This is a genomic window from Selenobaculum gibii, from assembly GCF_030273445.1.
Taxonomy (GTDB): domain Bacteria; phylum Bacillota; class Negativicutes; order ICN-92133; family ICN-92133; genus Selenobaculum; species Selenobaculum gibii.
The window spans coordinates 120,953-144,812 of sequence record NZ_CP120678.1 but is presented as its reverse complement, the minus strand read 5'-3'; the positions used below and the strand labels follow the sequence as shown (position 1 = coordinate 144,812).

23 protein-coding genes and 1 riboswitch are annotated in these 23,860 nt (G+C 36.1%); of the genes, 4 read left to right on the top strand and 19 right to left on the bottom strand.

The window, feature by feature from the left end; translation table 11 throughout:
• Positions 1–1,005, bottom strand: a complete 1,005-nt coding sequence (gene cydB / locus P3F81_RS00630) for a cytochrome d ubiquinol oxidase subunit II (protein ID WP_147667342.1) — start codon at positions 1,003–1,005, stop codon at positions 1–3.
• The gene (locus P3F81_RS00625) at positions 996–2,369 is read right to left on the bottom strand and encodes a cytochrome ubiquinol oxidase subunit I (RefSeq protein ID WP_147667344.1); all 1,374 of its coding nucleotides are present in this window, start codon (positions 2,367–2,369) and stop codon (positions 996–998) included. The genes cydB and P3F81_RS00625 overlap by 10 nt, the downstream gene beginning before the upstream one ends.
• A 503-nt stretch (positions 2,370–2,872) precedes the next feature.
• Positions 2,873–3,005: riboswitch (cyclic di-AMP (ydaO/yuaA leader) on the top strand.
• 6 nt (positions 3,006–3,011) lie between these two features.
• Here P3F81_RS00625 and P3F81_RS00620 point away from each other — a divergent pair.
• From P3F81_RS00620 to P3F81_RS00610, 3 genes are all read left to right on the top strand, one after another.
• Positions 3,012–3,779, top strand: a complete 768-nt coding sequence (locus P3F81_RS00620) for a 4-hydroxy-tetrahydrodipicolinate reductase (RefSeq protein ID WP_147667346.1) — start codon at positions 3,012–3,014, stop codon at positions 3,777–3,779.
• A 50-nt stretch (positions 3,780–3,829) separates the two neighbouring features.
• Entirely contained in the window at positions 3,830–4,111 is a 282-nt protein-coding gene (gene ppnP / locus P3F81_RS00615) for a pyrimidine/purine nucleoside phosphorylase (RefSeq protein ID WP_147667348.1), read from the top strand.
• 308 nt (positions 4,112–4,419) lie between these two features.
• On the top strand, positions 4,420–4,965 hold the full coding sequence (locus P3F81_RS00610; RefSeq protein ID WP_147667350.1) for an NADH peroxidase: 546 nt from the start codon (positions 4,420–4,422) through the stop codon (positions 4,963–4,965).
• 86 nt (positions 4,966–5,051) lie between these two features.
• On the opposite strand, the gene P3F81_RS00605 is transcribed toward P3F81_RS00610, so the two are convergent.
• The 15 genes from P3F81_RS00605 to ilvB all read right to left on the bottom strand — a co-directional run bounded on the left by P3F81_RS00605 (position 5,052) and on the right by ilvB (position 20,425).
• Positions 5,052–5,381: an ArsR/SmtB family transcription factor gene (locus P3F81_RS00605; protein WP_147667352.1), complete on the bottom strand. Its 330-nt coding sequence runs from the start codon at positions 5,379–5,381 to the stop codon at positions 5,052–5,054.
• Position 5,382: 1 nt separating this feature from the next.
• Positions 5,383–5,850 carry an NADH-quinone oxidoreductase subunit B family protein gene (locus P3F81_RS00600; RefSeq protein WP_309320528.1) on the bottom strand — a complete coding sequence of 156 codons (468 nt, stop codon included), beginning with the start codon at positions 5,848–5,850 and terminating at the stop codon, positions 5,383–5,385.
• Between the two features lie 28 nt (positions 5,851–5,878).
• On the bottom strand, positions 5,879–6,196 hold the full coding sequence (locus P3F81_RS00595; protein ID WP_309320527.1) for a 4Fe-4S dicluster domain-containing protein: 318 nt from the start codon (positions 6,194–6,196) through the stop codon (positions 5,879–5,881).
• Between the two features lie 27 nt (positions 6,197–6,223).
• A complete protein-coding gene (locus P3F81_RS00590) occupies positions 6,224–7,813 on the bottom strand; it encodes a hydrogenase large subunit (RefSeq protein ID WP_147667355.1) in 1,590 nt (529 codons plus the stop codon).
• On the bottom strand, positions 7,813–9,285 hold the full coding sequence (locus P3F81_RS00585; RefSeq protein ID WP_147667357.1) for a hydrogenase 4 subunit F: 1,473 nt from the start codon (positions 9,283–9,285) through the stop codon (positions 7,813–7,815). The genes P3F81_RS00590 and P3F81_RS00585 overlap by 1 nt, the downstream gene beginning before the upstream one ends.
• Positions 9,286–9,288: 3 nt before the next feature.
• Positions 9,289–9,939, bottom strand: coding sequence for a hydrogenase (locus P3F81_RS00580; protein ID WP_147667359.1), 651 nt, complete (start codon positions 9,937–9,939; stop codon positions 9,289–9,291).
• A 12-nt stretch (positions 9,940–9,951) separates the two neighbouring features.
• Entirely contained in the window at positions 9,952–10,893 is a 942-nt protein-coding gene (locus tag P3F81_RS00575) for a respiratory chain complex I subunit 1 family protein (RefSeq protein WP_147667361.1), read from the bottom strand.
• A gap of 7 nt (positions 10,894–10,900) precedes the next feature.
• Positions 10,901–12,931 carry a proton-conducting transporter transmembrane domain-containing protein gene (locus P3F81_RS00570; protein WP_147667363.1) on the bottom strand — a complete coding sequence of 677 codons (2,031 nt, stop codon included), beginning with the start codon at positions 12,929–12,931 and terminating at the stop codon, positions 10,901–10,903.
• Positions 12,932–13,191: 260 nt separating this feature from the next.
• Positions 13,192–13,548, bottom strand: a complete 357-nt coding sequence (locus P3F81_RS00565) for a hypothetical protein (protein WP_147667365.1) — start codon at positions 13,546–13,548, stop codon at positions 13,192–13,194.
• 28 nt (positions 13,549–13,576) lie between these two features.
• Positions 13,577–14,083: an anaerobic ribonucleoside-triphosphate reductase activating protein gene (gene nrdG / locus P3F81_RS00560; RefSeq protein WP_147667367.1), complete on the bottom strand. Its 507-nt coding sequence runs from the start codon at positions 14,081–14,083 to the stop codon at positions 13,577–13,579.
• Positions 14,064–16,406: an anaerobic ribonucleoside triphosphate reductase gene (locus tag P3F81_RS00555; protein WP_147667369.1), complete on the bottom strand. Its 2,343-nt coding sequence runs from the start codon at positions 16,404–16,406 to the stop codon at positions 14,064–14,066. Before P3F81_RS00555 ends, nrdG begins: the two co-directional genes overlap by 20 nt.
• A gap of 293 nt (positions 16,407–16,699) precedes the next feature.
• Positions 16,700–17,320 (bottom strand): class I SAM-dependent methyltransferase, encoded by a 621-nt coding sequence (locus P3F81_RS00550; RefSeq protein ID WP_147667371.1) that lies wholly within the window; start codon positions 17,318–17,320, stop codon positions 16,700–16,702.
• 142 nt (positions 17,321–17,462) lie between these two features.
• Positions 17,463–17,999: a rubrerythrin gene (gene rbr / locus P3F81_RS00545; protein WP_309320523.1), complete on the bottom strand. Its 537-nt coding sequence runs from the start codon at positions 17,997–17,999 to the stop codon at positions 17,463–17,465.
• A 234-nt stretch (positions 18,000–18,233) separates the two neighbouring features.
• Entirely contained in the window at positions 18,234–18,731 is a 498-nt protein-coding gene (gene ilvN, locus P3F81_RS00540) for an acetolactate synthase small subunit (protein ID WP_147667376.1), read from the bottom strand.
• Complete coding sequence (gene ilvB, locus P3F81_RS00535) at positions 18,728–20,425, bottom strand: biosynthetic-type acetolactate synthase large subunit (RefSeq protein ID WP_147667378.1); 1,698 nt, start codon at positions 20,423–20,425, stop codon at positions 18,728–18,730. Before ilvB ends, ilvN begins: the two co-directional genes overlap by 4 nt.
• 231 nt (positions 20,426–20,656) lie before the next feature.
• Here ilvB and P3F81_RS00530 point away from each other — a divergent pair, with 231 nt between their 5' ends.
• Positions 20,657–21,163 (top strand): type II secretion system protein, encoded by a 507-nt coding sequence (locus tag P3F81_RS00530; RefSeq protein ID WP_147667380.1) that lies wholly within the window; start codon positions 20,657–20,659, stop codon positions 21,161–21,163.
• Positions 21,164–21,278: 115 nt separating this feature from the next.
• Here P3F81_RS00530 and P3F81_RS00525 read toward each other — a convergent pair whose 3' ends face one another.
• On the bottom strand, positions 21,279–21,986 hold the full coding sequence (locus tag P3F81_RS00525) for a hypothetical protein (RefSeq protein ID WP_147667382.1): 708 nt from the start codon (positions 21,984–21,986) through the stop codon (positions 21,279–21,281).
• A 162-nt stretch (positions 21,987–22,148) separates the two neighbouring features.
• A complete protein-coding gene (locus P3F81_RS00520) occupies positions 22,149–23,783 on the bottom strand; it encodes an ABC transporter ATP-binding protein (protein WP_147667384.1) in 1,635 nt (544 codons plus the stop codon).
• Between the last annotated feature and the right edge of the window lie 77 nt (positions 23,784–23,860).

Below are 23,860 nucleotides of genomic sequence, written 5' to 3'. Positions count from 1 at the left end.
TCAATACTCCAAATTTTTCGCCGTCACACGTTTCCGAAATACCCAATATGTCCAAGCCTGATATACAAGAACAATTGGTACGAAAACTATCGCAGCAATCGTCATAATAGATAGAGTATACTGCGTAGATGCTGCATTGTAAATCGTTAGACTCCAATCAGGATTTAAACTAGACACCATTAAGCGTGGGAATAACCCTACGAAAAAAGCTACCGTCGTACAAATAATCGCCAACGCACCACAAGTAAATCCAAGTCCGTACTTTTTCATCCACGCCAAGCCGTAGCCAATCACAAAGACTACTGCCGCAATCGTCAAGATGCTTCCTGCTGCTATACTGGAAAATAAATCTGTATTTGTATACGTCATCATCATACACGCTACAAATAAAAGAATTGCCAATGCACCACACTTTAAAGCAACATTACGCGAGCGTAAAACAAGATATTCTTCCGTCTTAAGCGTAAGGAACATCGCCCCGTGGAATAAGAAAACGAAGACAAAGGTAAGTCCGCCTAAAATTGTATAAGGCGATAATAAATCAAAAAAACTACCTACATAAATCATCTTTTCGTTTATCATAATGCCTTGCAAAAGATTTGTTACTGCCACACCCCATAAAAATGCCGGAACTACACTGCCGAAAAAAATCAACCAATCCCAAGTGTTGCGCCATACAGGGCTTTCATCTTTACTGCGGAATTCAAATGCTACACCACGACCAATCAATGCCAATAGCATTAGGAACAATGCCAAGTAAAAGCTGCTAAACATCGTTGCATATACATGGGGGAATGCCGCAAACAATGCACCACCAGCCGTAATCATCCAAACTTCATTTCCATCCCAAACCGGACCAATCGTATTGATAATCATCCGACGCTCAATATCATCTTTCCCTAGGAACGGCAACAACATCCCCACACCATAATCAAACCCTTCAAGGAGAAAAAATCCAGCAAATAAAACCGTAATTAAAATAAACCATACAACGGTTAAATCCATAAGGAGCCGCCCCCTTTCTGATTTTCAGAAATTTTTTCAGGTCCTTTTTTTATAAATTTCATCGTTAAATACGCTGCCGCAACAAATAAAACGGAATAAATTAACGTAAACCCAATTAAGGAAATAGCAACTTCAGTTCCTGTAATATTTTGCGAAATTGCTTGATCTACTTTCTGTAAGCCGACAACCATCCATGGCTGCCTGCCGCCCTCCGTAATATACCAACCTGTCGAGTTTGCAATATACGGCAATGGAAGCATACATAACAGCGTTCTTAATACAATCGGATACCGCTCTAATCTTCCAGAGAAAAACAAGAACCCACTTAAAAAGAGAATTCCCAACAAAATCATTCCCGCTGCAATCATGATTCTAAAACTCCAAAACATTCCGGCTACATCAGGAATATAGTTCCCAGCACCATAAGTTTGTTCAGCTTTGGCCTGCAACGCTTTTAACCCCTGCACCTCTCCATCAAAAGAATTATAAACCATGAAAGTCAGCATCCCTGGAATGGCAAGTTGCTGCCTGTTCTCCTGATTCACTTCATCTATTGTTGTATATATCGTAAATGGTGCCGGATTTTCCGTCTCCCAAAGTGCTTCCACCGATGCCAATTTCATTGGATGATAATGCCCTAAATATTGTGCCTGCAAATGTCCACTGCCCATCACAGCTAATAAACCAACAATTGACCATACTACGCTGAATTTAAAAGAAGTCTTAAATACATCTAAATATGTTCTTCTTAATAAATGATATGCACTAATGGATGCAACAAAAACACCTGCCGTTGCAATCCCTGATAATACGGTATGTAAAAACTGTCCTGCTAAATACGGATTTGTCAAAAGTGCTACGAAATCCGTCATTTCTGCCCGTCCGTTTTGCAATGCATATCCTACAGGATTTTGCATGAATGAATTTGCAACTAAAATCCAAAATGAAGATAAATTACTGCCGATTGCAACGAGCCAAATACAAGCTAGATGCACTTTCTTAGATAGTCTGTCCCAACCAAAGATCCACAAGCCTAAAAATGTAGATTCAAGAAAAAATGCAGTCAATGCTTCTAGTGCCAGCGGCGCACCAAAAATATCCCCCATAAACCTTGAATACTCTGCCCAATTCATACCAAAGTGAAACTCTTGTACAATCCCTGTCACAACGCCCATCGCGAAATTAACCAAAAATAACTTGCCCCAAAACTTCGTCATGCGCCGATATACATCTTTACCTGTCGCTACATAAAAAGTTTCTAACAAAGCGATAAAAAGCGATAGCCCCAATGTAAGCGGTACAAACAAAAAATGATATACTGTCGTAATTGCAAACTGCCATCTGGATAGCAAAATTGCCTCCATATCTCTCACCTCAAATTCCTTATATTTATTTAAGTATAATCTTTCCATTTAAGTTAGTCAATAAAGGTTATTATTTAATACACTTTCAAATATTTGAATTATTTGACATAAAAGATATTTTTATTATATACTTAAAATATTATATTATAGCCTTTTGTTATATTTTATATACTTACATTTTGATTCTTATTCTTTCAATAAATTTAGGAGAAATTATAAATAATTTCTCCTATTTATTTTATTTTCATATTTTATAAGGATATTCTTCTAAAGGGCAAAATAATTATTCTTGTAATCTGTGAAAGTAAATCATATCGCCTAATTTTATCCGATGACTAATCTGCTCATCTAGCGAAATCAGTGATTCACACAAAATCAAAGCTTTTGGTTCGCACCTTTACAGACTCCCAACTTCTATATGTTGGAGTTATACCCCACAGAACACAAGCGAGCAGATTAGTCTCTGGATAAGGTCGGCTAGGCTTCAGAGGGAGTAAAACTTCATCTGAATCAAGTCTACTTTATTAAAAAGCGGGGGAACCACTATTGGGGTGAATGTCTGTAATAATACAGCTAGGGAAGTTATCTTTCTTTCCGAATCCGTCAGCTAACCTCGTCGGCGCAAAAAAAGGAGGAGTTCTATTGAAAAAAATCAAGGTAGGTATTTGGGGCTTTGGGAAAACAGGTAAATTAATAGCAGATGAATTTTTAAAAGATTCACGTTTTGTACTCTCATGGGTAGTGAGAAAAAACAAAATAAAACACTCAAAATTTGCCAGCAGCGATTTAGGTTATGAAACTAATATAGGAAAAATAATCCCTATTTCAGATGTATCCGATAATTTTTTCTTAAAAAACCCTGTAGACATCTTGGTTGATTTTTCTCACAATTACGGCGTCCATTCTTACAAAAATGCTGCAAAATCAGGAATAGCTATAATTTCTGGTGTCTCTAATTATCAGCCAGAAGAGTTATCCTTATTAAAATCACTTTCAGAAATTACACCCGTACTTTATTCTCCCAATATTACACTTGGCGTTACCTTTTTAATGGTAGCTTCACATGTGCTAAAAAAAATTATTCCTAATGCAGATATTGAAATTATTGAAGAACATTTTAAAGGAAAGACTGAAGTCTCCGGAACTGCAAAAAAAATTGCCCAAACTTTAGAATTAGATGAATCTAAACATATAAACTCGATTCGAGTTGGTGGTATCGTCGGCCGGCACGAAGTTATTTTCGGCATGCCAAATCAAACAATTCGATTATCACACTCAAGTATAAGTCGTGCCGCTTTTGGACAAGGAGCCATCTTTGCAGCAAAGCACCTAATCGGCAAAATGCCAGGATTATATTCAATGGAAAGTATTATTGCTGATATGGTTCGCAAACACTGCCCCACTTATTAAGAAAATAATGAATTTATTTAATGATGAATAAAAATAGGAGTGGTTATATTATGTTTAAAACAAATGAATATTTCGATGGGAATGTAGTCTCTATTGCATTTAAAAATCAGGAAGGGTCTGCAACTGTAGGCGTTATGGAAATCGGCGAATATGAATTCGGCACTTCTTCCACAGAATATATGACTGTAATCAGCGGTAGCATCTTGGCAAAACTTCCTGGAGAAACAGAATTTAAAGAATATCTGCCTAACCAAACTTTCATCGTTGAATCAAACAAAAAATTCCAAGTAAAAATCGCTGAGCAAACAGCCTATTTATGCTTTTATAAGTAATTCAATTAGTAAACGTCGTCTATAATAATTTTGTGGACGACGTTTATTTTAATGTTTTCACTATAATAAACTCACGTTTAAAAACGATAATAATTATCAGTTAATAGTTTTTATGAAAAACTATGGTTATTTATGAAAATTAAAGTAAATGAGAGTAAATATGTTAAAAATCATCTTATATCCTCCTTTAATAGAATTTTAAACTTTCAGTTAATTTGTTATAATGAAGCACGTCAAGCAAGCAAAACTTGAATATTACTAAAAATTAATGAAATTAAAATACTTAATACAAACGGAGGATTTATATTATGAAAAAATTTGTATGCTCAATCTGCGGATATGTTCATGAAGGAACTGAACCACCAGCACAATGTCCTTTATGCAAAGCTCCTGCTTCTAAATTCGTTGAACAATCTGGTGAATTAGTATTTGCTGATGAACATCGCATCGGTGTTGCACAAGGCGTTGATGAAAAAATTCTTGAAGGGCTACGCCAAAACTTTAATGGCGAATGTGCCGAAGTTGGAATGTACTTAGCGATGAGCCGCGTTGCGGATCGTGAAGGATATCCTGAAATCGCAGAAGCTTTCAAACGCTATGCTTTTGAAGAGGCTGAACATGCGGCAAAATTTGCTGAACTTTTAGGCGAAGTAGTAACTTCCAGCACAAAGAAAAACCTTGAATTACGCGTTGCAGCAGAGCATGGTGCCTGCGCTGGTAAAATGGATATCGCTAAAATGGCAAAAGCACAAAATCTTGATGCAATCCATGATACAGTTCATGAAATGGCAAAAGACGAAGCGCGTCATGGCTGTGGATTCGCTGGATTATTAAGCCGCTATTTTAATAAATAAAAATTACATATATATTATCTAATTCCAGATATACTTTTAAGAATGTGATAAAAAATGGCATCATTACGAATGTAATGATGCCATTTTTATTCCTCGTCTTTGATTCGATCAAACATGGAGATTGTATCAATTAAATGATTATTAAAAATTTGTTTTGCTACTTTTAATAGTTCCAAAATCATCGGATCCCTTAAAGTATATGTAACCTTATTTCCCTCTTTTGTCCCATGAACAATGGATTTATTTCTGAGAATCGCTAGTTGTTGTGAAACCGCTGAACCCTCTGAACCGATAAGTGTTTGCAATTCATTAACATTCTTATCCCCTTCTGCTAAAAGTTCAAGAATACGAATTCTCAGCGGATGTGCCAATGCTTTAAAAAAATCAGCTTTAAATCGCTGCACTTCTAAATTCAAATTATTCCCCCCGATTCAAAACTTGTTCATATTTATCTAATGCCAATAAAATTCCTTGTATTAAAGCTTGCGGGCGTGGCGGGCAACCTGGAACATATACATAGACAGGAACAAATTTATCTACGCCTGCTCCATTCGCGTATGTTTCTCCAAAAACACCACCACCACATGCACAAGCACCAATTGCTAAAACAACCTTCGGCTTCGGTGTTGCATCATAGGTAATCTTCAATGCATCTTCAAGATTACGAGTGACACCACCCGTTACCATCAGCATATCCGCATGACGCGGTGACGGTACAAAACTCACACCGAACCGTGCAATATCGTAAATCGGATTACTAAGTGTCGACATTTCAAAATCACATCCATTGCATGACCCTGTATCTACGTGACGAATATGAAGCGAACCTCCCAATACCTGTCTAATCCGCTTTTTTAATTTAAATCCCAATTCTTCTTCATTCATTTAAGCAATATCCCTCCTTTATGAAGTCTTACTTTATTGCCAAATCATATAAATCTTCTTTATTTCTTACTGCGAGATAACAATCTGTCGTCTGCTCAATTGATCCATCTGAACAATGCCTTACACAGTTTCCACAAAAAACACATTTTCCATGAAAGAGTTGAACTTTCCCATCTGCTTGAATTGATAATGCACCAGATGGGCAAAATTCAACGCAGGATTTTAATACGGGGCTTGATGAATCATTAATTTTTATACGGCCACGATACTTTTTCGGCGGTGTATCTAATGGTTGTTTTTTCGTTACTGTTCCGGTCTTCCATATTTTCATTATTATATCTATCATAAACTTTTCCCCTTCTCTCTCACCTTACTATCTGTCGCAACAGGAATAACAAAGTTCAAAGCTCTTATTAATCAATGGAAAATCCGGTATGATGTTATTTTGAACAGACAAAGCAACTGCAGGCCAGTTACTATACGAAGCCGAACGAATTCGATAACGATAAATTTCATTTTCTGATCCGAGCATAATCCAGTGGCAATTCTCACCACGTGACGATTCTGTCCAACCAAACGTTGTTGTATAGGGTTTTATTGTCGGAATACCTGTACAAATATCACCTGTCGGTAAATCGGTAAGCACTTGATGGATAATAGATAGCGATGCATCAACTTCTCTAATTCTAATTTTTATTCTTCTTAGTACATCACCTTTTGTCTTCACCGGAACGTCAAACTGAACTTTGCTATATGCCGCATATGGCAAATCACGGCGGCAGTCAATATCTCTGCCCGAAGCTCTCGCTGCAACCCCCACTACTTCCAAATCTGTAACTTGTTTTAAATTCAAGCACCCAGTTTTTTCCATACGATTTACTGCAATTTCATGACTAAGCAAGATATTCACAAGTTCATGAAAATCTTCTTTTAATTCCATAAGCTCTTTCGTTATCATTGCAATTTCATCTGCTGTAATGTCTTGCTTCATCCCACCCAACGCAATCGTACCACGTAAATAGCGATGCCCGGACAATCGTTCATTTAATTGTAATAGTTGCTCGCGCATTCTAGCGCCTTGGCTATTTCCAACAGCGAAACCATAACCTGCACAAATATTACCGACATCCCCCACATGATTGTACAACCTCTCTAATTCTAGAAACAAAGTTCTCAAATATGCAGCGCGTTTAGGTATTTTTACCTTAGCTGCTTTTTCTATCGCCTGAGCAAATGCTACACAATGCGAAACATTACAAACGCAACAAATTCGTTCTACTAGAAACATCGCCTGATCAATCGTCTTACCCTCTAAAGTTTTTTCTATCCCGCGATGTGTATAAAACAATCTTGCATCCAAATGAAGAATCGTATCGCCAACGGCTCCAAAACGAAAATGTCCCGGTTCAATAATGCCCGCGTGAATCGGACCCACAGGAATTTCGGTAATATCTTCACTCGTATATTCGACAAAGGTATTGCGATCCTGTGTTCTAGGCACCATCAAATCATATTTATAATCTTTGCGCAATGGATAAAAGTCTTCTGGCCAATCCCCATGCAAAATTAACGGACTACGATCAGGATGTCCTAGCGCTCTAAGCCCTAATAAATCATTCACTTCACGTTCATACCAGTTAAGTGCCGGCATATGTGATGCCATGGAAGGAAATGTTGGATCACTTTCATCAATAAAAATTTTTATTGTAATAAAATGCTTAATTTCATCAATAGCAAATACATAGTATAGAGCAAAAACGCCATTGATTCCACGCTCATCATTTCCTACCATCGTAAATAGACGCGCATTTTTTTCTTCATATATAAACCGGCAAACTTCTACTAAATCCTGTTTTTTAATATTTAAAATCGTATCCAGCTCATTTTCTTGGGTAGAAATAAGCTGAGACTGTAGCTGCTGCATTAACTTTTTAACAAATCTTCTTTTATAATCTGCAAGCATTATTTTCCCCCTCCTTCAAGTACACTTGCTGCGATACAGATAGAATCTTGAATAAATTCAGGTACATAAATTCCACATAATACAATAAAAATAAATGGAATTAACATCGCACATTTCATCCATACATCGGTTGTCTTACTTCCTATTCGCGTTGGAATTTCACCAAAAGCCATACGAACTACATAATATGTCATTCCTGCAAAAATAAGCACTACCAATCCCGCCAAAGCACAAGATGCCCAAAGCTTTTCTGCTTCAACACCTGCCATCATAATCGTAAATTCACTAATAAAAATACTAAACGGCGGTGCGCCTGCTACTGCCAATGCTGCGAATAAGAAAATTCCACCTGTCCAAGGCATTGCTCGAATGACACCAGAAATCCGTTCAATATATTTAGAGTGATATTTTTGCGCAATATTTCCGGCTGACATAAAAAGTAGTGATTTCCCCATTGAATGATTAAACATGTGTAAGAATGCACCGTACAAACCAAGTGAACCACCAATTCCTACCGCTAAGGTAATAATCCCCATATGTTCTACGCTAGAAAAAGCCAACATACGCTTTAAATCATGCTGTACCATAATAAACGGCACGGTAACACTAATCGACAACAACCCAAAAACGATTAAATACTCCCCTGCATTCCCTTGAAGCGCAATATTAGCAATTGAAAAAACACGAAATAATCCATATAACGCCGTATTTAATAAAACGCCCGATAAAACAGCGCTGACTGGCGCAGGCGCCTGACTATGCGCATCTGGAAGCCAAAAATGCATTGGCGCCAGCCCCGCTTTCGTTCCAAAACCAATGAGAATAAAAATAAAACCAATTTCCACCCATTTAGGATTTAACGTATGAGCAACTCTCATCAACTCTGTCCATTGCAAAGCCGCAGATTGCTCCTCACCAATACTGTGAAGCCCTGACAAATAAATAAATACAATGCCAAGCAAAGCAAAACCGATACCAACAACACCCATAATCAAATATTTCCAAGCCGCCTCTAATGAATGCTGCGTGCCATAAAAAGCAACAAGCATTGCTGAGACAAGTGTTGTAAGCTCAATTCCTACCCAAAGCAACCCTAAATTATCAACTGCGCTGACAATTAGCATTGTTAAAATAAAGAAGTGAAAGAAAAAATAATATTTCCCTAATTGGCTTTCTGTAATCACTTTTTCCTTTAACTCATAACGCATATATCCCACGGAATATATGGCTGCCGCGCAGCCGACTAAAGAAATCAAAATGATATTGAATGCACCCAAAGCATCAATATAAATAAGACTTGCATAAATGCTAATAACTTCACCATTAAAAACATGATTGCCAATGCATAATGCAATCACGAGTGTAGCAATAGACCCAATCACCTGAAATATATCAGCAACTTTCGTACTTCTGACCAATCCCGATATAATTCCAGTAATAAATGGCACGATAAATAAAGCGATTGCTAACATATATTATCCCCTTAAATCCTGCATTTTTTCTGTATTTAAACTGTGGAATACAGAATGAATTCTAAATGATAAACTTGCAATAATCACCACAGCAACAAATAAGTCAAAGAAAATTCCTAATTCTACTGCGAGCGGCATCCCGTAACTAATTGCCTGTGTAAGTAAAAACAGTCCATTTTCAATAACGATAACACCTATTCCCTGCATTAAAACCTGTTTGTTATTAATAATCGTAAAAGTTCCTAAAAATACAAGAATAATTGCAGTTCCTAAAAAATGAACACCATGTTCTGCGCCAGGGAGACTTAACTGTGATGCAATATATTCACCCGTTACAATTAAGACAAGCGCAATAAAAATAGATGTTAATTTATTCATCGTTCGCTCAACATTTCGCTGTGCTTTCGTCTTTTGGACAGTATAGTACAAAATATATGGAATAATTAAAGTCTTAACGATTAGAGTGAGTAATGCCGCAATCAATAAATGCACCATACCCGTCTTATGCCACATTAAAAGAGCAATTGCTGCTAGTCCAGCCGATTGAATCGCAATAATTACAACAGCTCCCATCGACTTTTTTGTCCGAAATAAAAATAACGTACTCAGTAATAACACTGAATTCACAATACTATCTAAAACGAGATTCCCCATCTCTCTATCCCCCTATCTCGCAATTTGTACGACAATTGCCAAAATAGATAAAGCCATCGATGATACCAATAACTTAGGTATCATAAACAGCCGTACTTTCGCATAAGCCGTCTCAATCGCTGCCAGCAAAATGCCAACAACAATTACTTTTACAATATAAAAAAACAATCCTATCAAAATACTTGACAGAGTATATTCAATAGAAATCCCCCATGGAACAAACAAATTAATAAACATAGTAAACAATAACGTCTGTTTGACCATAACCGCCCAATGCATTAAGCCCAGATAACGGCCTGAATATTCAAGCATCATCGCTTCATGTAGCATCGTAAGCTCCAAATGCGTATCTGGATTGTCATAAGGAATTCGTCCCGTTTCCGCTATCACAACAATCAAAAAAGCAACACAAGATAGCCAATGACCATAATCAAAAAAATCTAAAGATTGATCATTTAAGCAAGCAACAATTTCACTAACATTCGTTGTCCCAACATTGATCAATACTGCAATTACAGACAACAATAATGCCGGTTCGGTAATCGCAGACATTACCATTTCACGGCTTGCCCCCATGCCGCCAAACGCACTCCCAGAATCAAGCCCTGTAAGGGCAATAAAAAACCGAACAACGGCAAATAAATACACAATGACAATAACGTCTCCAATCATACCTAACGGTGCTTTGATAAACACAGTTGGAATGATTAAGCTCACAATAAGTAATACACCTAAACAAATATATGGCGTGCCACGCGTAAGCCAAGAAGAATCTTTTGCAATCACAGCATCTTTACGAAGGTATTTAAAAATATCGCGATACGGCTGCACAATATCTGCACCTACTCGATTTTGCAGCCTAGCTTTTGTCTTCTTAATAATCCCCTGCACTAACGGAGCTAAAAACAATACTAAAAGCATCTGTAAAATTATCACACAAATCTTTTCTATCATATTACACCTACCCAATCCACAGCAACGTGATGATTAAAGCGGCTACCATATAAGATAAATAAGCTTGTAAATTGCCGTTTTGAATCATCTTAATTTTCTTAAATACCTTGACTAAAATCCCTACACTTGGTTTGTAAACATTATCTGCCAATCTTGCACTAATATCCAATTGATGTCCGATTTTTTTTGGATAATATTCATACACTTGATCAATTTCCACCTGCCGTGTAAGCCCCATGATTCTTTTATAAATCAATAAAATCGGATGAGAAAATGAAGTCCCCGTATATTGCATTTGCACTTGATGAATCGTTCCACAGTTCCATGTATCTTCGATTTCATATTCGCTTTTTCCATATTTTATTACTAGAGCCAACATAATCAGTGCAATAATTGTGATAACAGCTATTCCAAGGAGCCCTATAGATAATGCTTGAAAATGATTATCCTTAAATGGAATAAATAACACCATTTCCCAACCTAATACAAGCTCATTAAAATACGTATGTACTACAGCATTGATTATTGGCAAAACAGTGCCAGGGAACATGCCCAAGAATAATGAAATCCCTGCTAATACCCCCATACCAACTCGCATTCCTACCCCTACTTCTTTTGCCTCAGCTGCACTTTTACTCCGAGGTTTCGCCAAGAATCCCATACCAAAGTTTTTTACTACAGCCACTACGCAAAATGCACCACTTAGACCTAAAATTGCAATAACTATAGAAGCAAATAATTTTACCCAAGCACCTGTGCTGTCAAAAACCATATGCAAGAGCGATTGTAGCAATCCCCACTCGCTAATAAATCCGCAAAATGGAGGTAACGACGCAAGTGACATGCCACCAATCAAAACAAAAGCACTTGTCCAAGGCATACGATGAATTAACCCGCCCAATTGATTTACATTGCAAGTTCCAGCCTTTTCTGCTACTGCACCTGCTCCCATAAACATCAGGGCTTTAAATACCGAATGATTTAACACATGGTAAAGTGATGCAAGCATCGCAAGTGCCGCAAGAAGCATTTGTTCTTGACTTTGAAAAAACAATGTCGCACCAACACCAACAAAAATAATCCCTAAATTTTCGGCACTACTATAAGCCAAAAAACGCTTCATATCATTTTGGATAACCGCTAATAAAATACAAAAAATAGCTGTGATTGCACCAATCATCATCATGAGTATTCCCCACCAAGACGGACCAGTACCTAAAAAATCAAAAGTTACTCTAATTAATGCATATACCGCTGTTTTGATCATTGCCGAAGACATCAGTGCAACTGCACTGCTCGGCGTTACCGGATATGCCCTTGGCAACCACACCTGCAATGGAAATACGCCCATTTTTGTACCAAAGCCCAATAAACACATCACAAAAATTGCATTTTTCGTAAAGGAAGGTAAACTTTCTCCAATTTGATGATAATCAGCAAAATTTACACTGCCCGTATAATAATATAAAGTTAAAAATGAAAACGTTAAGAAAACACTGCCAATATGCGTCATCACGACATACATATAGCCACCTGATCGAACCTTTGCTTGTTCATGATCAAACATTACTAAAAGAAAAGAAGTCAGTGCCATGAATTCCCAAAAAATCATGAAAGTCAATGAATTATCTACACCGACTACACCAACTAACGATAAAATAAAAATATTCACCAAACCGCCAAGCCAGCCAGCGCGCTTGCTTTTAAAATACTTTTGGGCATAGCCAAATGCGTAAAATGGTACAATCGTCGACATAACACCAATGACCAATAAAAAAAAGGCTGATAACGCATCAAAATGAAAATTCATCCCTATGGAACCAACAATACGCCATCCATCAATATCAATCGGCACTCCGCTACGCAAAACCTTCATTGATAACGCAGTGGTTAAAACACCGCCAAAAAAAGTGCAGGCATTCGCAATCGTATTCGCTAATTGTTGATAACGATTAAATACAAAAGGAAAAATCCCGCCCATCACAAAACAAACTACACTCATTTGAAAAATTGTCAAATAAAAATCCTGCAACGCCATACATCCTCCGAATATTAATACTATTGAATATCTGATTATTCAAATATACTAGATAAGATAAAAATACACAAAGAGCATATTTTTGATTAAATCAATGAAAAGCATTAAAACATTGCATTGGATTAAACTATTATCCCCATGCTCGCTTTTTCTTCATATTTCAAAAACAATCAAAGATTCATCTTTGATTGTTTTAAAAAAAGCTATCAAACCAGAAAATTCTCATTTCTAAATTTGATAGCCAAAATTTAATTCTTATTTTATCTAACCCGACGGCTTGCCAAATCAAACGCCCCAAGCGCTTTTAATTCTGCCTTATCAAGTTTATTTTCGATACGTGTCAACGTGTTTTCCACTCTAAAATTACATTCTAGTTGAGCTTGCCGAGCGTCAAACAAAGTACCGAATTTATTGTGCATCGTATCTTCAATCCGTAATGCGTCTTCCTTTAATCCTGTGACATCTTCTTTTAAATCTGCTATATCTGATTTTATTCCTGAAATCTCACCATTTAATTGCTTAAATCCTTCAAGCATAATTTGCTTAAGCTCTTTTAATTCCTCGATGATAATCCCTCTTTTCTTAAAATCTGATAATGTAGACTTATTATAATACAAGTTTTTGCATTTAGAAAGATTTTTTTGTTTACTCTTTCATTAATATCACTTTTCCCGCTTCCCGTGTCTTTTGCATATCAATCATCCGCTGATTGCGACTACCGCGAAAGGGTAATCTCAAATCACGCTCTGCTAGAATAAATTTTCCATCAATCAACACATCAGTAGCCGCTAAGAGTTCATCCACCGCTTCATCATGCATTGAATCTAATTCCTCTAATGTATATCCAGTATATACCGTAACATCCAATTTTCGCGCATGAACCAATTTAGCTAATAAAGCCAATGGTTTTGCTTGGCAAAATGGTTCACCACCACTGAATGTTACTCCCCTAAGCAACGGGTTATCCACAATTTTTGTTAATAAGCTGTGGATAGCTACAGTTTCACCACCAGAAAAATCGTGTGTATGTGGGTTATGACATCCCTCACACCGATGTGGACAACCTTGGGTAAATATTGTAAACCGTAAACCTTTTCCATCAACAATAGACTCTTCAACAACTCCCGCTATTTTAAGCTCGTTTAAATCCATGCTTTACTCTATCCTTTTCTTCTGCCCGTTTTGCATTATTCCAACGGTCAATCGTACCTACTAAATATCCTGTAATACGACGAATCCGTTCAAACTTTTCAGTTCCTACATCTTCTCTCCGACCGCATTTCGGACATTCATCATCAATAATTCCATTATATCCGCAGACTGGATCGCGATCAACAGGGTGATTAACCGATCCATACCCAATTCCATGTTCCTTCATGCAACGAATTACTGTCTCAAAAGCATCAATATTTTTACAAGTATCTCCATCTAATTCCACATAACTGATATGCCCCGCATTCGTATAAGCATGATACGGTGCCTCAATTTCAATTTTTTCATAAGCCCTTAATTGGTAATATACTGGCACATGGAAAGAATTTGTATAATATTCACGATCAGTTACACCTGAAATTTCGCCATAAATCTGTCGATCAATTTTTACGAAGCGCCCGCTAAGACCTTCCGCCGGCGTTGCAAGTAAAGTAAAGTTTAGTCCTGTTTCATTTGATATATCGTCCATACGTTTTCTCATATAAGAAACAATCTCAAGCCCTAGTTTTTGGCTTTCGGCGCTTTCGCCGTGATGTTTTCCGACTAAAGCTTTTAACGTTTCAGCCAAGCCGATAAAACCAACACTCAACGTACCATGTTTTAGCACTTCGGCAATACTGTCATCTGGGCCTATAGAATCCGAATCAATCCAAATCCCCTGTCCCATTAAGAATGGATAGTTTCTTCCTTTTTTACTACACTGAATTCTAAAACGATGCAATAATTGACGAATTACTAACTCAATACAATTATCGAGCCCTGTATAAAAATCTTTAATATTTCCTTTTGCTTCAATTGCCAAGCGAGGTAAATTAATTGTTGTAAAGCTTAAGTTTCCACGTCCACAAGTTACTTCACGGGATTTATCATGCACATTTCCCATTACACGAGTTCTGCATCCCATATAAGCAATCTCTGTATTATAATCGCCTTCTTTATAATATTGAAAATTAAATGGTGCATCAATAAAACTAAAGTTCGGGAATAACCGTTTTGCCGAGGTCCGCATTGCCAACTTAAATAAATCGTAGTTTGGATCACCTTCGTTGTAATTTACGCCTTCTTTTACTTTAAAGATCTGCACTGGGAAAATCGGAGTTTCTCCTCCGCCTAATCCTGCTTCAGTTGCAAGTAAAAGATTTCTTATCACCATACGAGCTTCCGGAGACGTATCTGTTCCATAATTAATTGAGCTAAAAGGAACCTGCGCACCTGCACGTGAATTCATCGTATTCAAATTGTGAATAAAAGCTTCCATGGCTTGGAATGTAGCACGATCTGTTGTACAAAGACCTGCACTTAATACATAGTCATGCATCTTTGCTGCTTGTTGTGCAGAAATCACTATTCCACCATCTTTTGGCTGATAAGCCGGTAAAAACTCAACTAATGCAGCTTTATATAGCTCTGCTTGTCCCATCGTGATTGGCAACTCAATTGATTTACTAATCACTTTAGTAAGCGCGATTGCCTCCGCTTTCTCCATATCAAATTTAATCGTCAAATAATGTACCATGGCTTTAAAGTATTCTTTACGAAAAGTCTTAGCAACTCCCGGCGCCATTGAGTAATCAAAGTTAGGAACCGCTTGTCCGCCATGCATCTCATTTTGATTGGCCTGAATCGCAATACAAGCCAAGGCAGAATAACTTTGTATGCTGTTTGGTTCTCTTAAGTATCCATGCCCAGTCGAAAAACCGCCTTTAAATAGCTTAATTAAATCGATCTGACAGCAAGTTTCCGTCAACATATAGAAATCTTTATCGTGAATATGAATATCTCCATTAATATGAGCAGCCGCAATATCTTTGGGAAGAATATAATGATCAATAAAATATTTTGATCCTTCCGACCCATATTTTAGCATCGTTCCCATCGCTGTATCTGCATCAATATTTGCATTTTCGCGTTTAATGTCCGCGTCCTTAGAGGTTTTAAACGTCAATTCGTTATATATATCCATCAAATCAGCTTCCGATTGACGAATTTTCGCATGCTCTGCTCTATATAGTATGTAAGCTTTTGCCGTACTCGCAAATTTATCCATAATTAACGTACGTTCTACAACGTCTTGGATTTGTTCAACACAAGGAATTTCCGCTTTATCTAAAGATTGAATAACTTTATTCGTTAATCCCGCCAATACCTCTGGTGTCATCGTTTCATCGGTAGATTCCATATTCGCCTTACGAATTGCATCAGAAATCTTTTCTGCATTAAAAAATACAATATCACCATTACGTTTTTTTATCTTCTCAATCACAGCACATCTTCTCTTCTCTTTAGATTCACCCGTATAGAGCGTTAATAAGATTTTACTATATATCGTAACCAAGGTCAATACAAAGCACTATATATAGTAAAAAAGAACGAGGAACAGGCATTCTATTTATACCAATTCCCCGCTTATGTCGAAATAAATTATAACATATTATTTATAAAAAACAACGCGAAAAAAGACGCATTTTGTAGTAGGAATTTCTCGTAAAATAACATTATATCAGCTTCTTTTCCTCTGACGCACATATGCATATTTTTAGATTTTCTCGTTCTTATTTATTTTTTCGCAATACAAATAAATAAAGAATACGATACTTCTCGTCCCTCTATCATCTTTCCTCCTGTGTATGCAGTTTTGAAGCAAATTTGTTTAAAATTATTTTTATACAGAATTTGTTCTAGTGCCAAGCGATCAAATCCATTATGTCCTTCAAAACCAACTTCACTTTGATGAAAAGTTCCATCTTCACTATCTAAATCAATAATTACAAGCAATCCATCGTCATCTAACAAGGAATAAAAACGCGAGATAATCCCGTCTGTATCTACAACATGATGTAGTGCCATAGACGTAAAAATGCAATCAAATTTTATTTTTTTATCAAAAAATATATTTTCTTGCGATAAGTCCGCACAATGAGCAAAACAATGAGATAAGCATAGTTGCTCAATCTTTTGCTTAACAATATCAATCATTGCATCTGCATTGTCAATACAATGTAATTTTTCAAACCGATGCTGGAGATTACATGAAATCAGCCCAGTTCCACAACCAAATTCCAATCCGCATTGAAACTTTTTTTCTGGTAATTCGTCCATAATTACCCCGGATAATGTAGCTGCCCGCTTAATTCGACGCGCATCATCCCATTCATTAGCCAATTGATTAAAATTCATCGCTTCTTCTCCAATACTCAATAAAGTAAGAATCGCCTCAAGTGAAGTTTTACTTGTATCAAAATTCTCGTCATCAAATAACCTTAATTAGACAAAAAAGGTATAGTTACGCTATTGTAACTATACCCATATTAATTTTAAATTAATAGTTTTTAGCCAGCAATTGGAAATATGCCTGTGGGTGATCACATACTGGGCACATGCTAGGAGCTTCTTTTCCTACATGAATATGTCCACAGTTTGCACATTGCCATACTACTTCGCCTTCTTTTGTGAATACTGTTTCACCTTCAACATTAGCAAGTAATGCACGATATCTTTCTTCATGTTCTTTTTCAATTTTTGCTACAGCTTCAAAAAGATAAGCAATTTTTGTAAAGCCTTCTTCTTTTGCAACTTTAGCAAACTCAGGATACATATCTGTCCATTCCTCGTTTTCGCCTTCTGCAGCAATCTTTAAATTTTCCAGTGTGGATCCAATGCCACCTGTAGCTAATTTAAACCAAATTTTTGCATGTTCTTTTTCATTTCCTGCAGTTTCTTCAAAAAGATTTGCAATCTGAACAAAGCCTTCTTTTTTAGCTTTCGATGCAAAGTAAGTATATTTGTTTCTTGCTTGTGATTCTCCGGCAAATGCTGCCCATAAGTTTGCTTCAGTTTTTGATCCTTTTAAATCCATAATTATACCCTCTCCTCATATATAAATTATTTTCAAATAAGCTAATTAATAATTATTATCCGTTGATATTTATTATAGCGATTTCTTCTTCATCCGTCAAGGAATATTTTAGGAAAGCATAGAAAAATTTTAGGGTTTTGGTTCTTTGGAGAATTATGTATAAGAGTCCTCAATCATCACTTATAAACAGATTTCTACAGAATGTTTCCAAACCCTTCTTATATAAAGACAATTTTAAATTTCTTTTGCCGACAAAGGACCACGAGATAAGGCAATTTTCCCTGTACGAGCAATTTCAATGATTTCATAATCACTAAGCACTTCACAAAGTGCATCAATTTTGCTTTGTTCTCCCGTAAGTTCAATTACCATTGTTTCACGATTTACATCAACAATTTTTGCTCGAAAAATATCAACAATGTTAATAATATCGGCACGAGTTACCGGATTGGCTTTAACCTTAATCATTACTAATTCACGGTGAATAGAATCGACCGTAGTCAAATTAACAATTTTGATTACATCAATTAATTTATTTAGCTGATTAACAACTTGTTCTAATTCTATTTCATTGTCAGCTTCCACAACTAAGTTAATTCTCGTTATACCTTCCTCTTCCGTATAACCGGCAGCAATACTTTCTATATTAAACGCCCTACGGCTAATTAATCCTGATACATGCGTCAACACCCCCGGACGGTCTTCAACTAAAACTGCTAATGTATATTTCATTTTATCTGCGCCCCCAATACCATTTGATCCAATCTGCCCCCAGCTGGAACCATCGGTAATACATCTTCCACCTCTGGCAGCAAAACATCAATTAAGGCTGGTCCTTCTGCATCAAAGGCCATTTGCAAAGTTGTTTTCAACGCTTTTGCTTCTGTTACCCTATAACCAGCCACACCCATTGCTTCTGCCAGCTTTACAAAATCAGTTTTCCCATTAAGCTTTGACTGCGAATAACGTTCGCCATAAAACATCCTTTGCCATTGCGTTACCATTCCAAGCACATGATTATCCATAACGACAACTTTTACATCAATTCCATAATCGGCAGCCGTTGCAAACTCTTGGCAGTTCATCATAATGCTTCCATCACCAGTAATTAATACTACCTTTTTTTTCGGCTTGCCTATCTTTGCTCCAATTGCAGCCGGAAGTCCATACCCCATCGTTCCAAGGCCTCCAGAAGTTAGGAATCTTCTCGGTTTTAAAAAATCGTAAAATTGTGCTGCCCACATCTGATGTTGACCAACATCAGTAACAATAATCGTATCTTCATTAGCAATCTGACTTACTGTCTCAATCACTTGCTGGGGCATAATACATTTTGCCGTACGATCATAATCAAGCGGTTGCTCTTTCTTCCAAGTTAAAACTTTATCCCGCCAAAGCGAAAATTGCACTTGCCAATCATTTTCAAGCGCCATCACCTTTTCTTTAAATAAAAGTATTGACCAACGCAAATCACCAACTACACGATAATCTACTAATACGTTTTTATTAATTTCAGCGGCATCAATATCAAAATGTATAATCTTTGCTTCAGGCGCAAATTCTTTTACAACGCCAGTAACCCGATCATCAAACCTAACACCAATTCCGATTAATACGTCCGATTCCATCGTTGCCATATTTGCAGCATATGTACCGTGCATGCCAAGCATACCTAAGTTTCCATCATAGCTATCTGGTACACAGCCAAGCCCCATTAGGCTAGACACAACTGGAATTTGTGTTTTTTCTATAAATTCATTTAATAATGGAGATGTATCGGATAAAGTCACTCCACCGCCTAAGAATACCACAGGTCTCTCCGCTGTTTTCAAAACTTCTACTACTTCATCAATTTCATTTTCAGTTCCAATAAAATTTCCTGTATAACCTTTTAATTGAACAGAAACTGGATATATATAATCTAATTCCTTTGCAAAAACATCTTTTGCAATATCAATGACTACTGGGCCCGGCCTTCCAGTCCGCGCAATATAAAAAGCTTCCTTTAACACTCGCGGTAAATCTTCCACCTTTTTTATCAGATAATTATGTTTTGTAATCGGCGTAGTAATTCCGCAAATATCTGCTTCTTGAAAAGAATCTTTTCCGATTAAAGAAACATTTACCTGTCCGGTAATACACACTAACGGAATTGAATCCATATAAGCAGTAGCAATCCCCGTGATTAAATTTGTTCCCCCTGGGCCGGACGTAGCAAAACATACTCCAACTTTTCCTGTAGCTCTCGCATATCCATCGGCAGCATGAACTGCCCCCTGTTCATGCTTTGTCAATACATGAGGAAACTGCATTTTATACAACGCATCATATAACGTCAGTACAGCTCCTCCGGGATATCCAAATACTACTTCTATATTCTCATTCTTTAAGCTTGTGATTACAGCTTCAGCACCATTCATTCGCATATGACAAACCCCTTTACACTATAAGGATATTTCATTTTATTATAATACAAAGTGTACACTTTTATCAATAACTGTACACTGTATTCATACAAAATTATTTTAAAATAATTCATTTTATTATTTATATAGAGAGATTTAGAAAAACATGCTAAAATTTTATTAATGTATAAAATAAATATTTAGTTTTATTTTCATTAACATTTTTAATTACATACAAAGGAGCCTTCCTATATGAAGTATTTTAAAGACAACTACGGTTTTACACTTATTGAGATTATGATTGTCATTGCTATTGTTAGCATACTAAGTGGAATCGTAATCATCAAAACAAACGAACAAGTAGAATATGCCCGAGGTGCAAAAATTGTTGCTGATATGAAAATAATTGAAAATGCAGTAGCTCTTTATTATCTAGACAATGGAAATATTCCCAAAACAATCGTTGGAATGACTACAGACGGTTTTTCTCCCAATTTAGACAAAAACGACTTAGTTCCAAATTACATTGTGCAATGGTCAGAAGCTCCGATTGGCAATCTTCGATTTAAATGTCCCGATGGAAAAGTTCGTGTATATAACGTCGAAAAGTTAAATAATTCCGGAAAACGTAATTACTATGCATGGAATAGCCAAAAAGCTCCCATGGATCAACAAGTTACCTTCCTGCAAAATACAGCACAACAATATTTAACTGGCGAAGGGAAACAAAAACCCGACGAAACTTACGATATCAAATAAAGAAAGGGGATGTGACAAAATGAGAAATCATTTTGTCACATCCCCTTTTCATGCTATACACTAACTTGCGCAAGAACCTCCTTCGGCGCTTACCTTGAAAATTCCAAATATATTTTTATTCTAATGTTTTTTCTGCTTTTTCATCCTTCTGTGCAGATTCCTTTCCTTTTAATTCTTCATTTTCAGAAGATTTCGCTACAGCAGGCTGTGAAACTTTATTAACCTGTTGCTCCATCATACCCTCCAAAGCCTGAGAGGCATTTTCCATATTTTCAATTTTTCCCCTCCGTCTTTCAATTATACTTTCATCTTTTAATCGCAATGCTTCTGATGGATGATTCATCGCATGATCTAATTCATTTTTTTCTAGCTGTACCTGATTTTCCATTTTGACTTTCATATTTCCCATTGATTTCACTTGATCTAATTGCGCGCCCATACCATACATAGAAGCTATTCCGCCTGATGAAGCATTTTGATCATTTTTCTTATTATTCTCAACAGATAATGGGCTTTCCTCCTCTTCCTGTTGAGGATCGCTTAGCAACTTCATCATATCATCTAGCTGCTTATTCAAATTTTTCAACATTTCATCTTTTGTCTCTTTATCTAATTTTTCATTATCTTGCAACTTTGCAATCTGATCTTGTAACTTAACGATCCCCACTTGCAACGAGTTTAGTTGCTTGTCCTTATAGTCAGAAATTCCTTGATGTTGAAATATTGCTGCTTTTGAATCAGTTTGAACGGACTGAGCTCCTTTTCTTACCGTATGGTGGGCTACTTGCATCGCATTCCCTGCATTTACACCTGTGATCATCATTTTCATCATCCTCCATGATAATTTTTCGATATACAAATCTACAACTTATATAAATCTAAATATCACCTTCTTATAATCGTTCTCACAAAAAACAATGCACTCAAACGCTCTATATAATAATTATCGTAAAATAATGAAAATTTTTAAGGAAACTACTAATAATTACAGCTTAATAATTTTATCTACAAAGGGAAGTAAATCATCATCATGCGTAATTATTAAAACTGTTTTATCCCTTAGATATTTAATTATTGTTTTCTTATAAATACTTCTCGTTTGAATATCTGCATTTGATGTTATCTCATCAAATATGTATATTTCATGATCGCTATATAAGGCTCTAGCAATCGCTATTTTCTGCTTTTGTCCCCCCGATAGGTTCGCACCACCATATCCCACGTTATAGTCTACCGTATATTCTTCTACTAAATCAAATAAATTTGCCTGTTGTAGTACTTCTGTAAATAGCGCGGGAACAAATTCTTTATTTAAGATAATGTTACTTTTTATACTTCCTTCAAACAGGTATACATTTTGGCTAACAACTGAAAAACCTCCCCTTAATTCCTCCAGATCATAAATATTAATATTTTTCCCATACATCTCTATCGCGCCGCAAGCGGGGAGATAAAAGCGCAAGAGCAGTTGAATTAATGTACTTTTTCCCGTTCCATTTTTTCCTATAATAGCTACCTTTTCACCCAGATAAACTTTAAAACTTAATTTATCTAGCACAACTTTGTTATCTGTGTATTGAAACCCAACATTCTTAAATTCGATAATAGGATACCCATCCATACGTTGGATTTTTTCTCCACCCATCGGCTCTTCTTCCTTATTTAAGAAATCTACATATCTATAAAGAGACGGAATAACTCCCGCTAACATATAACGAAAATTGATAATCGTTGAGATTGGCGCAGAAACATATATCAAATAAGTAATAAATGCAAAAATACTTCCCACGGTTAATTCATCTTTCAACAAATGGACCGCGCTCACTAGATAAATTATAATTGTTAAAATTTCTATTATAAAATTATCTAAAATACTATTATAAACAGATAAAAGCATTATTTTTTTATCCACATTTACATTTTTATTCATCAGGGGAGAAAATTCCTCTATTTTGTAATTATGAAGATCAAATAATTTTATTTCCTGTATGCCTGCAAGTGTATTTTCAAACCATTTAAAAAAACTAGTATTGGCATTTATATATTCACTGGTCAATGATTCCCTCTTCTTAGACAAGTAGACAATCAAAATATATTTAACAGGTATCATAAAAAGAACAACAAGTGCAAGCTTCGTATGAATCATAAAAAGCCCTATAACGCCACCAATGACGTTAAATATTTGTCCGATTGTAAACAATGTAGTATTATCTATAAGTGTAGATATGGAATTTATATCCATCTGTAATTTATTTATAATTTCTGCCCTATTTTTATCCAAGCTTTTTATTTCACTTTTGCAAATATGAAGAAATGCAATTTTATATAAATTATAAATCAACTTTTTTTTAAAATCGATTCGAAAAGATTCTTTCATATATTCTACCGCTTGTCTCATAACTAAGACACAAAATAAGCTAAAAGATAAAACAAGAATTGCGTCAAAATTACGTGCGATAAATCCATCATCCATTATTCTTTTTGTTAACTGCGGAAGAATAAAAGAGAATACACTAGATAATACAATCAAAAGAAAAATACAAATAAATTTTAACCTATACGTTTTTAGAACCGAGCGAACTCTTTCCCATATAGCTTTTTTATTTATTATTTCAAACAAGATCAACCACCTATTTCTGTCAATACCATTTTAGCAATTGAATCAACGGTAACAAAATTCCCCTCCATAATCTCCTC

Excerpts from the sequence above, each read along its gene's own strand:
- P3F81_RS00530 (WP_147667380.1), top strand. The coding sequence starts at position 20,657 with ATGAAGTATTTTAAAGACAACTACGGTTTTACACTTATTGAGATTATG.
- P3F81_RS00600 (WP_309320528.1), bottom strand. The coding sequence starts at position 5,850 with ATGAATGAAGAAGAATTGGGATTTAAATTAAAAAAGCGGATTAGACAG.
- P3F81_RS00585 (WP_147667357.1), bottom strand. The coding sequence starts at position 9,285 with ATGTTAGCAATCGCTTTATTTATCGTGCCATTTATTACTGGAATTATA.
- cydB (WP_147667342.1), bottom strand. The coding sequence starts at position 1,005 with ATGGATTTAACCGTTGTATGGTTTATTTTAATTACGGTTTTATTTGCT.
- P3F81_RS00525 (WP_147667382.1), bottom strand. The coding sequence starts at position 21,986 with ATGATGATCACAGGTGTAAATGCAGGGAATGCGATGCAAGTAGCCCAC.
- rbr (WP_309320523.1), bottom strand. The coding sequence starts at position 17,999 with ATGGATTTAAAAGGATCAAAAACTGAAGCAAACTTATGGGCAGCATTT.
- nrdG (WP_147667367.1), bottom strand. The coding sequence starts at position 14,083 with ATGGATTTAAACGAGCTTAAAATAGCGGGAGTTGTTGAAGAGTCTATT.
- P3F81_RS00625 (WP_147667344.1), bottom strand. The coding sequence starts at position 2,369 with ATGGAGGCAATTTTGCTATCCAGATGGCAGTTTGCAATTACGACAGTA.
- P3F81_RS00595 (WP_309320527.1), bottom strand. The coding sequence starts at position 6,196 with ATGATAGATATAATAATGAAAATATGGAAGACCGGAACAGTAACGAAA.
- ilvB (WP_147667378.1), bottom strand. The coding sequence starts at position 20,425 with ATGCGAATGAATGGTGCTGAAGCTGTAATCACAAGCTTAAAGAATGAG.
- ppnP (WP_147667348.1), top strand. The coding sequence starts at position 3,830 with ATGTTTAAAACAAATGAATATTTCGATGGGAATGTAGTCTCTATTGCA.
- P3F81_RS00580 (WP_147667359.1), bottom strand. The coding sequence starts at position 9,939 with ATGGGGAATCTCGTTTTAGATAGTATTGTGAATTCAGTGTTATTACTG.
- P3F81_RS00590 (WP_147667355.1), bottom strand. The coding sequence starts at position 7,813 with ATGCTTGCAGATTATAAAAGAAGATTTGTTAAAAAGTTAATGCAGCAG.
- P3F81_RS00610 (WP_147667350.1), top strand. The coding sequence starts at position 4,420 with ATGAAAAAATTTGTATGCTCAATCTGCGGATATGTTCATGAAGGAACT.
- P3F81_RS00570 (WP_147667363.1), bottom strand. The coding sequence starts at position 12,931 with ATGGCGTTGCAGGATTTTTATTTGACAATTTTTCAAATGAGTGTAGTT.
- ilvN (WP_147667376.1), bottom strand. The coding sequence starts at position 18,731 with ATGAAATATACATTAGCAGTTTTAGTTGAAGACCGTCCGGGGGTGTTG.
- P3F81_RS00575 (WP_147667361.1), bottom strand. The coding sequence starts at position 10,893 with ATGATAGAAAAGATTTGTGTGATAATTTTACAGATGCTTTTAGTATTG.
- P3F81_RS00550 (WP_147667371.1), bottom strand. The coding sequence starts at position 17,320 with ATGAATTTTAATCAATTGGCTAATGAATGGGATGATGCGCGTCGAATT.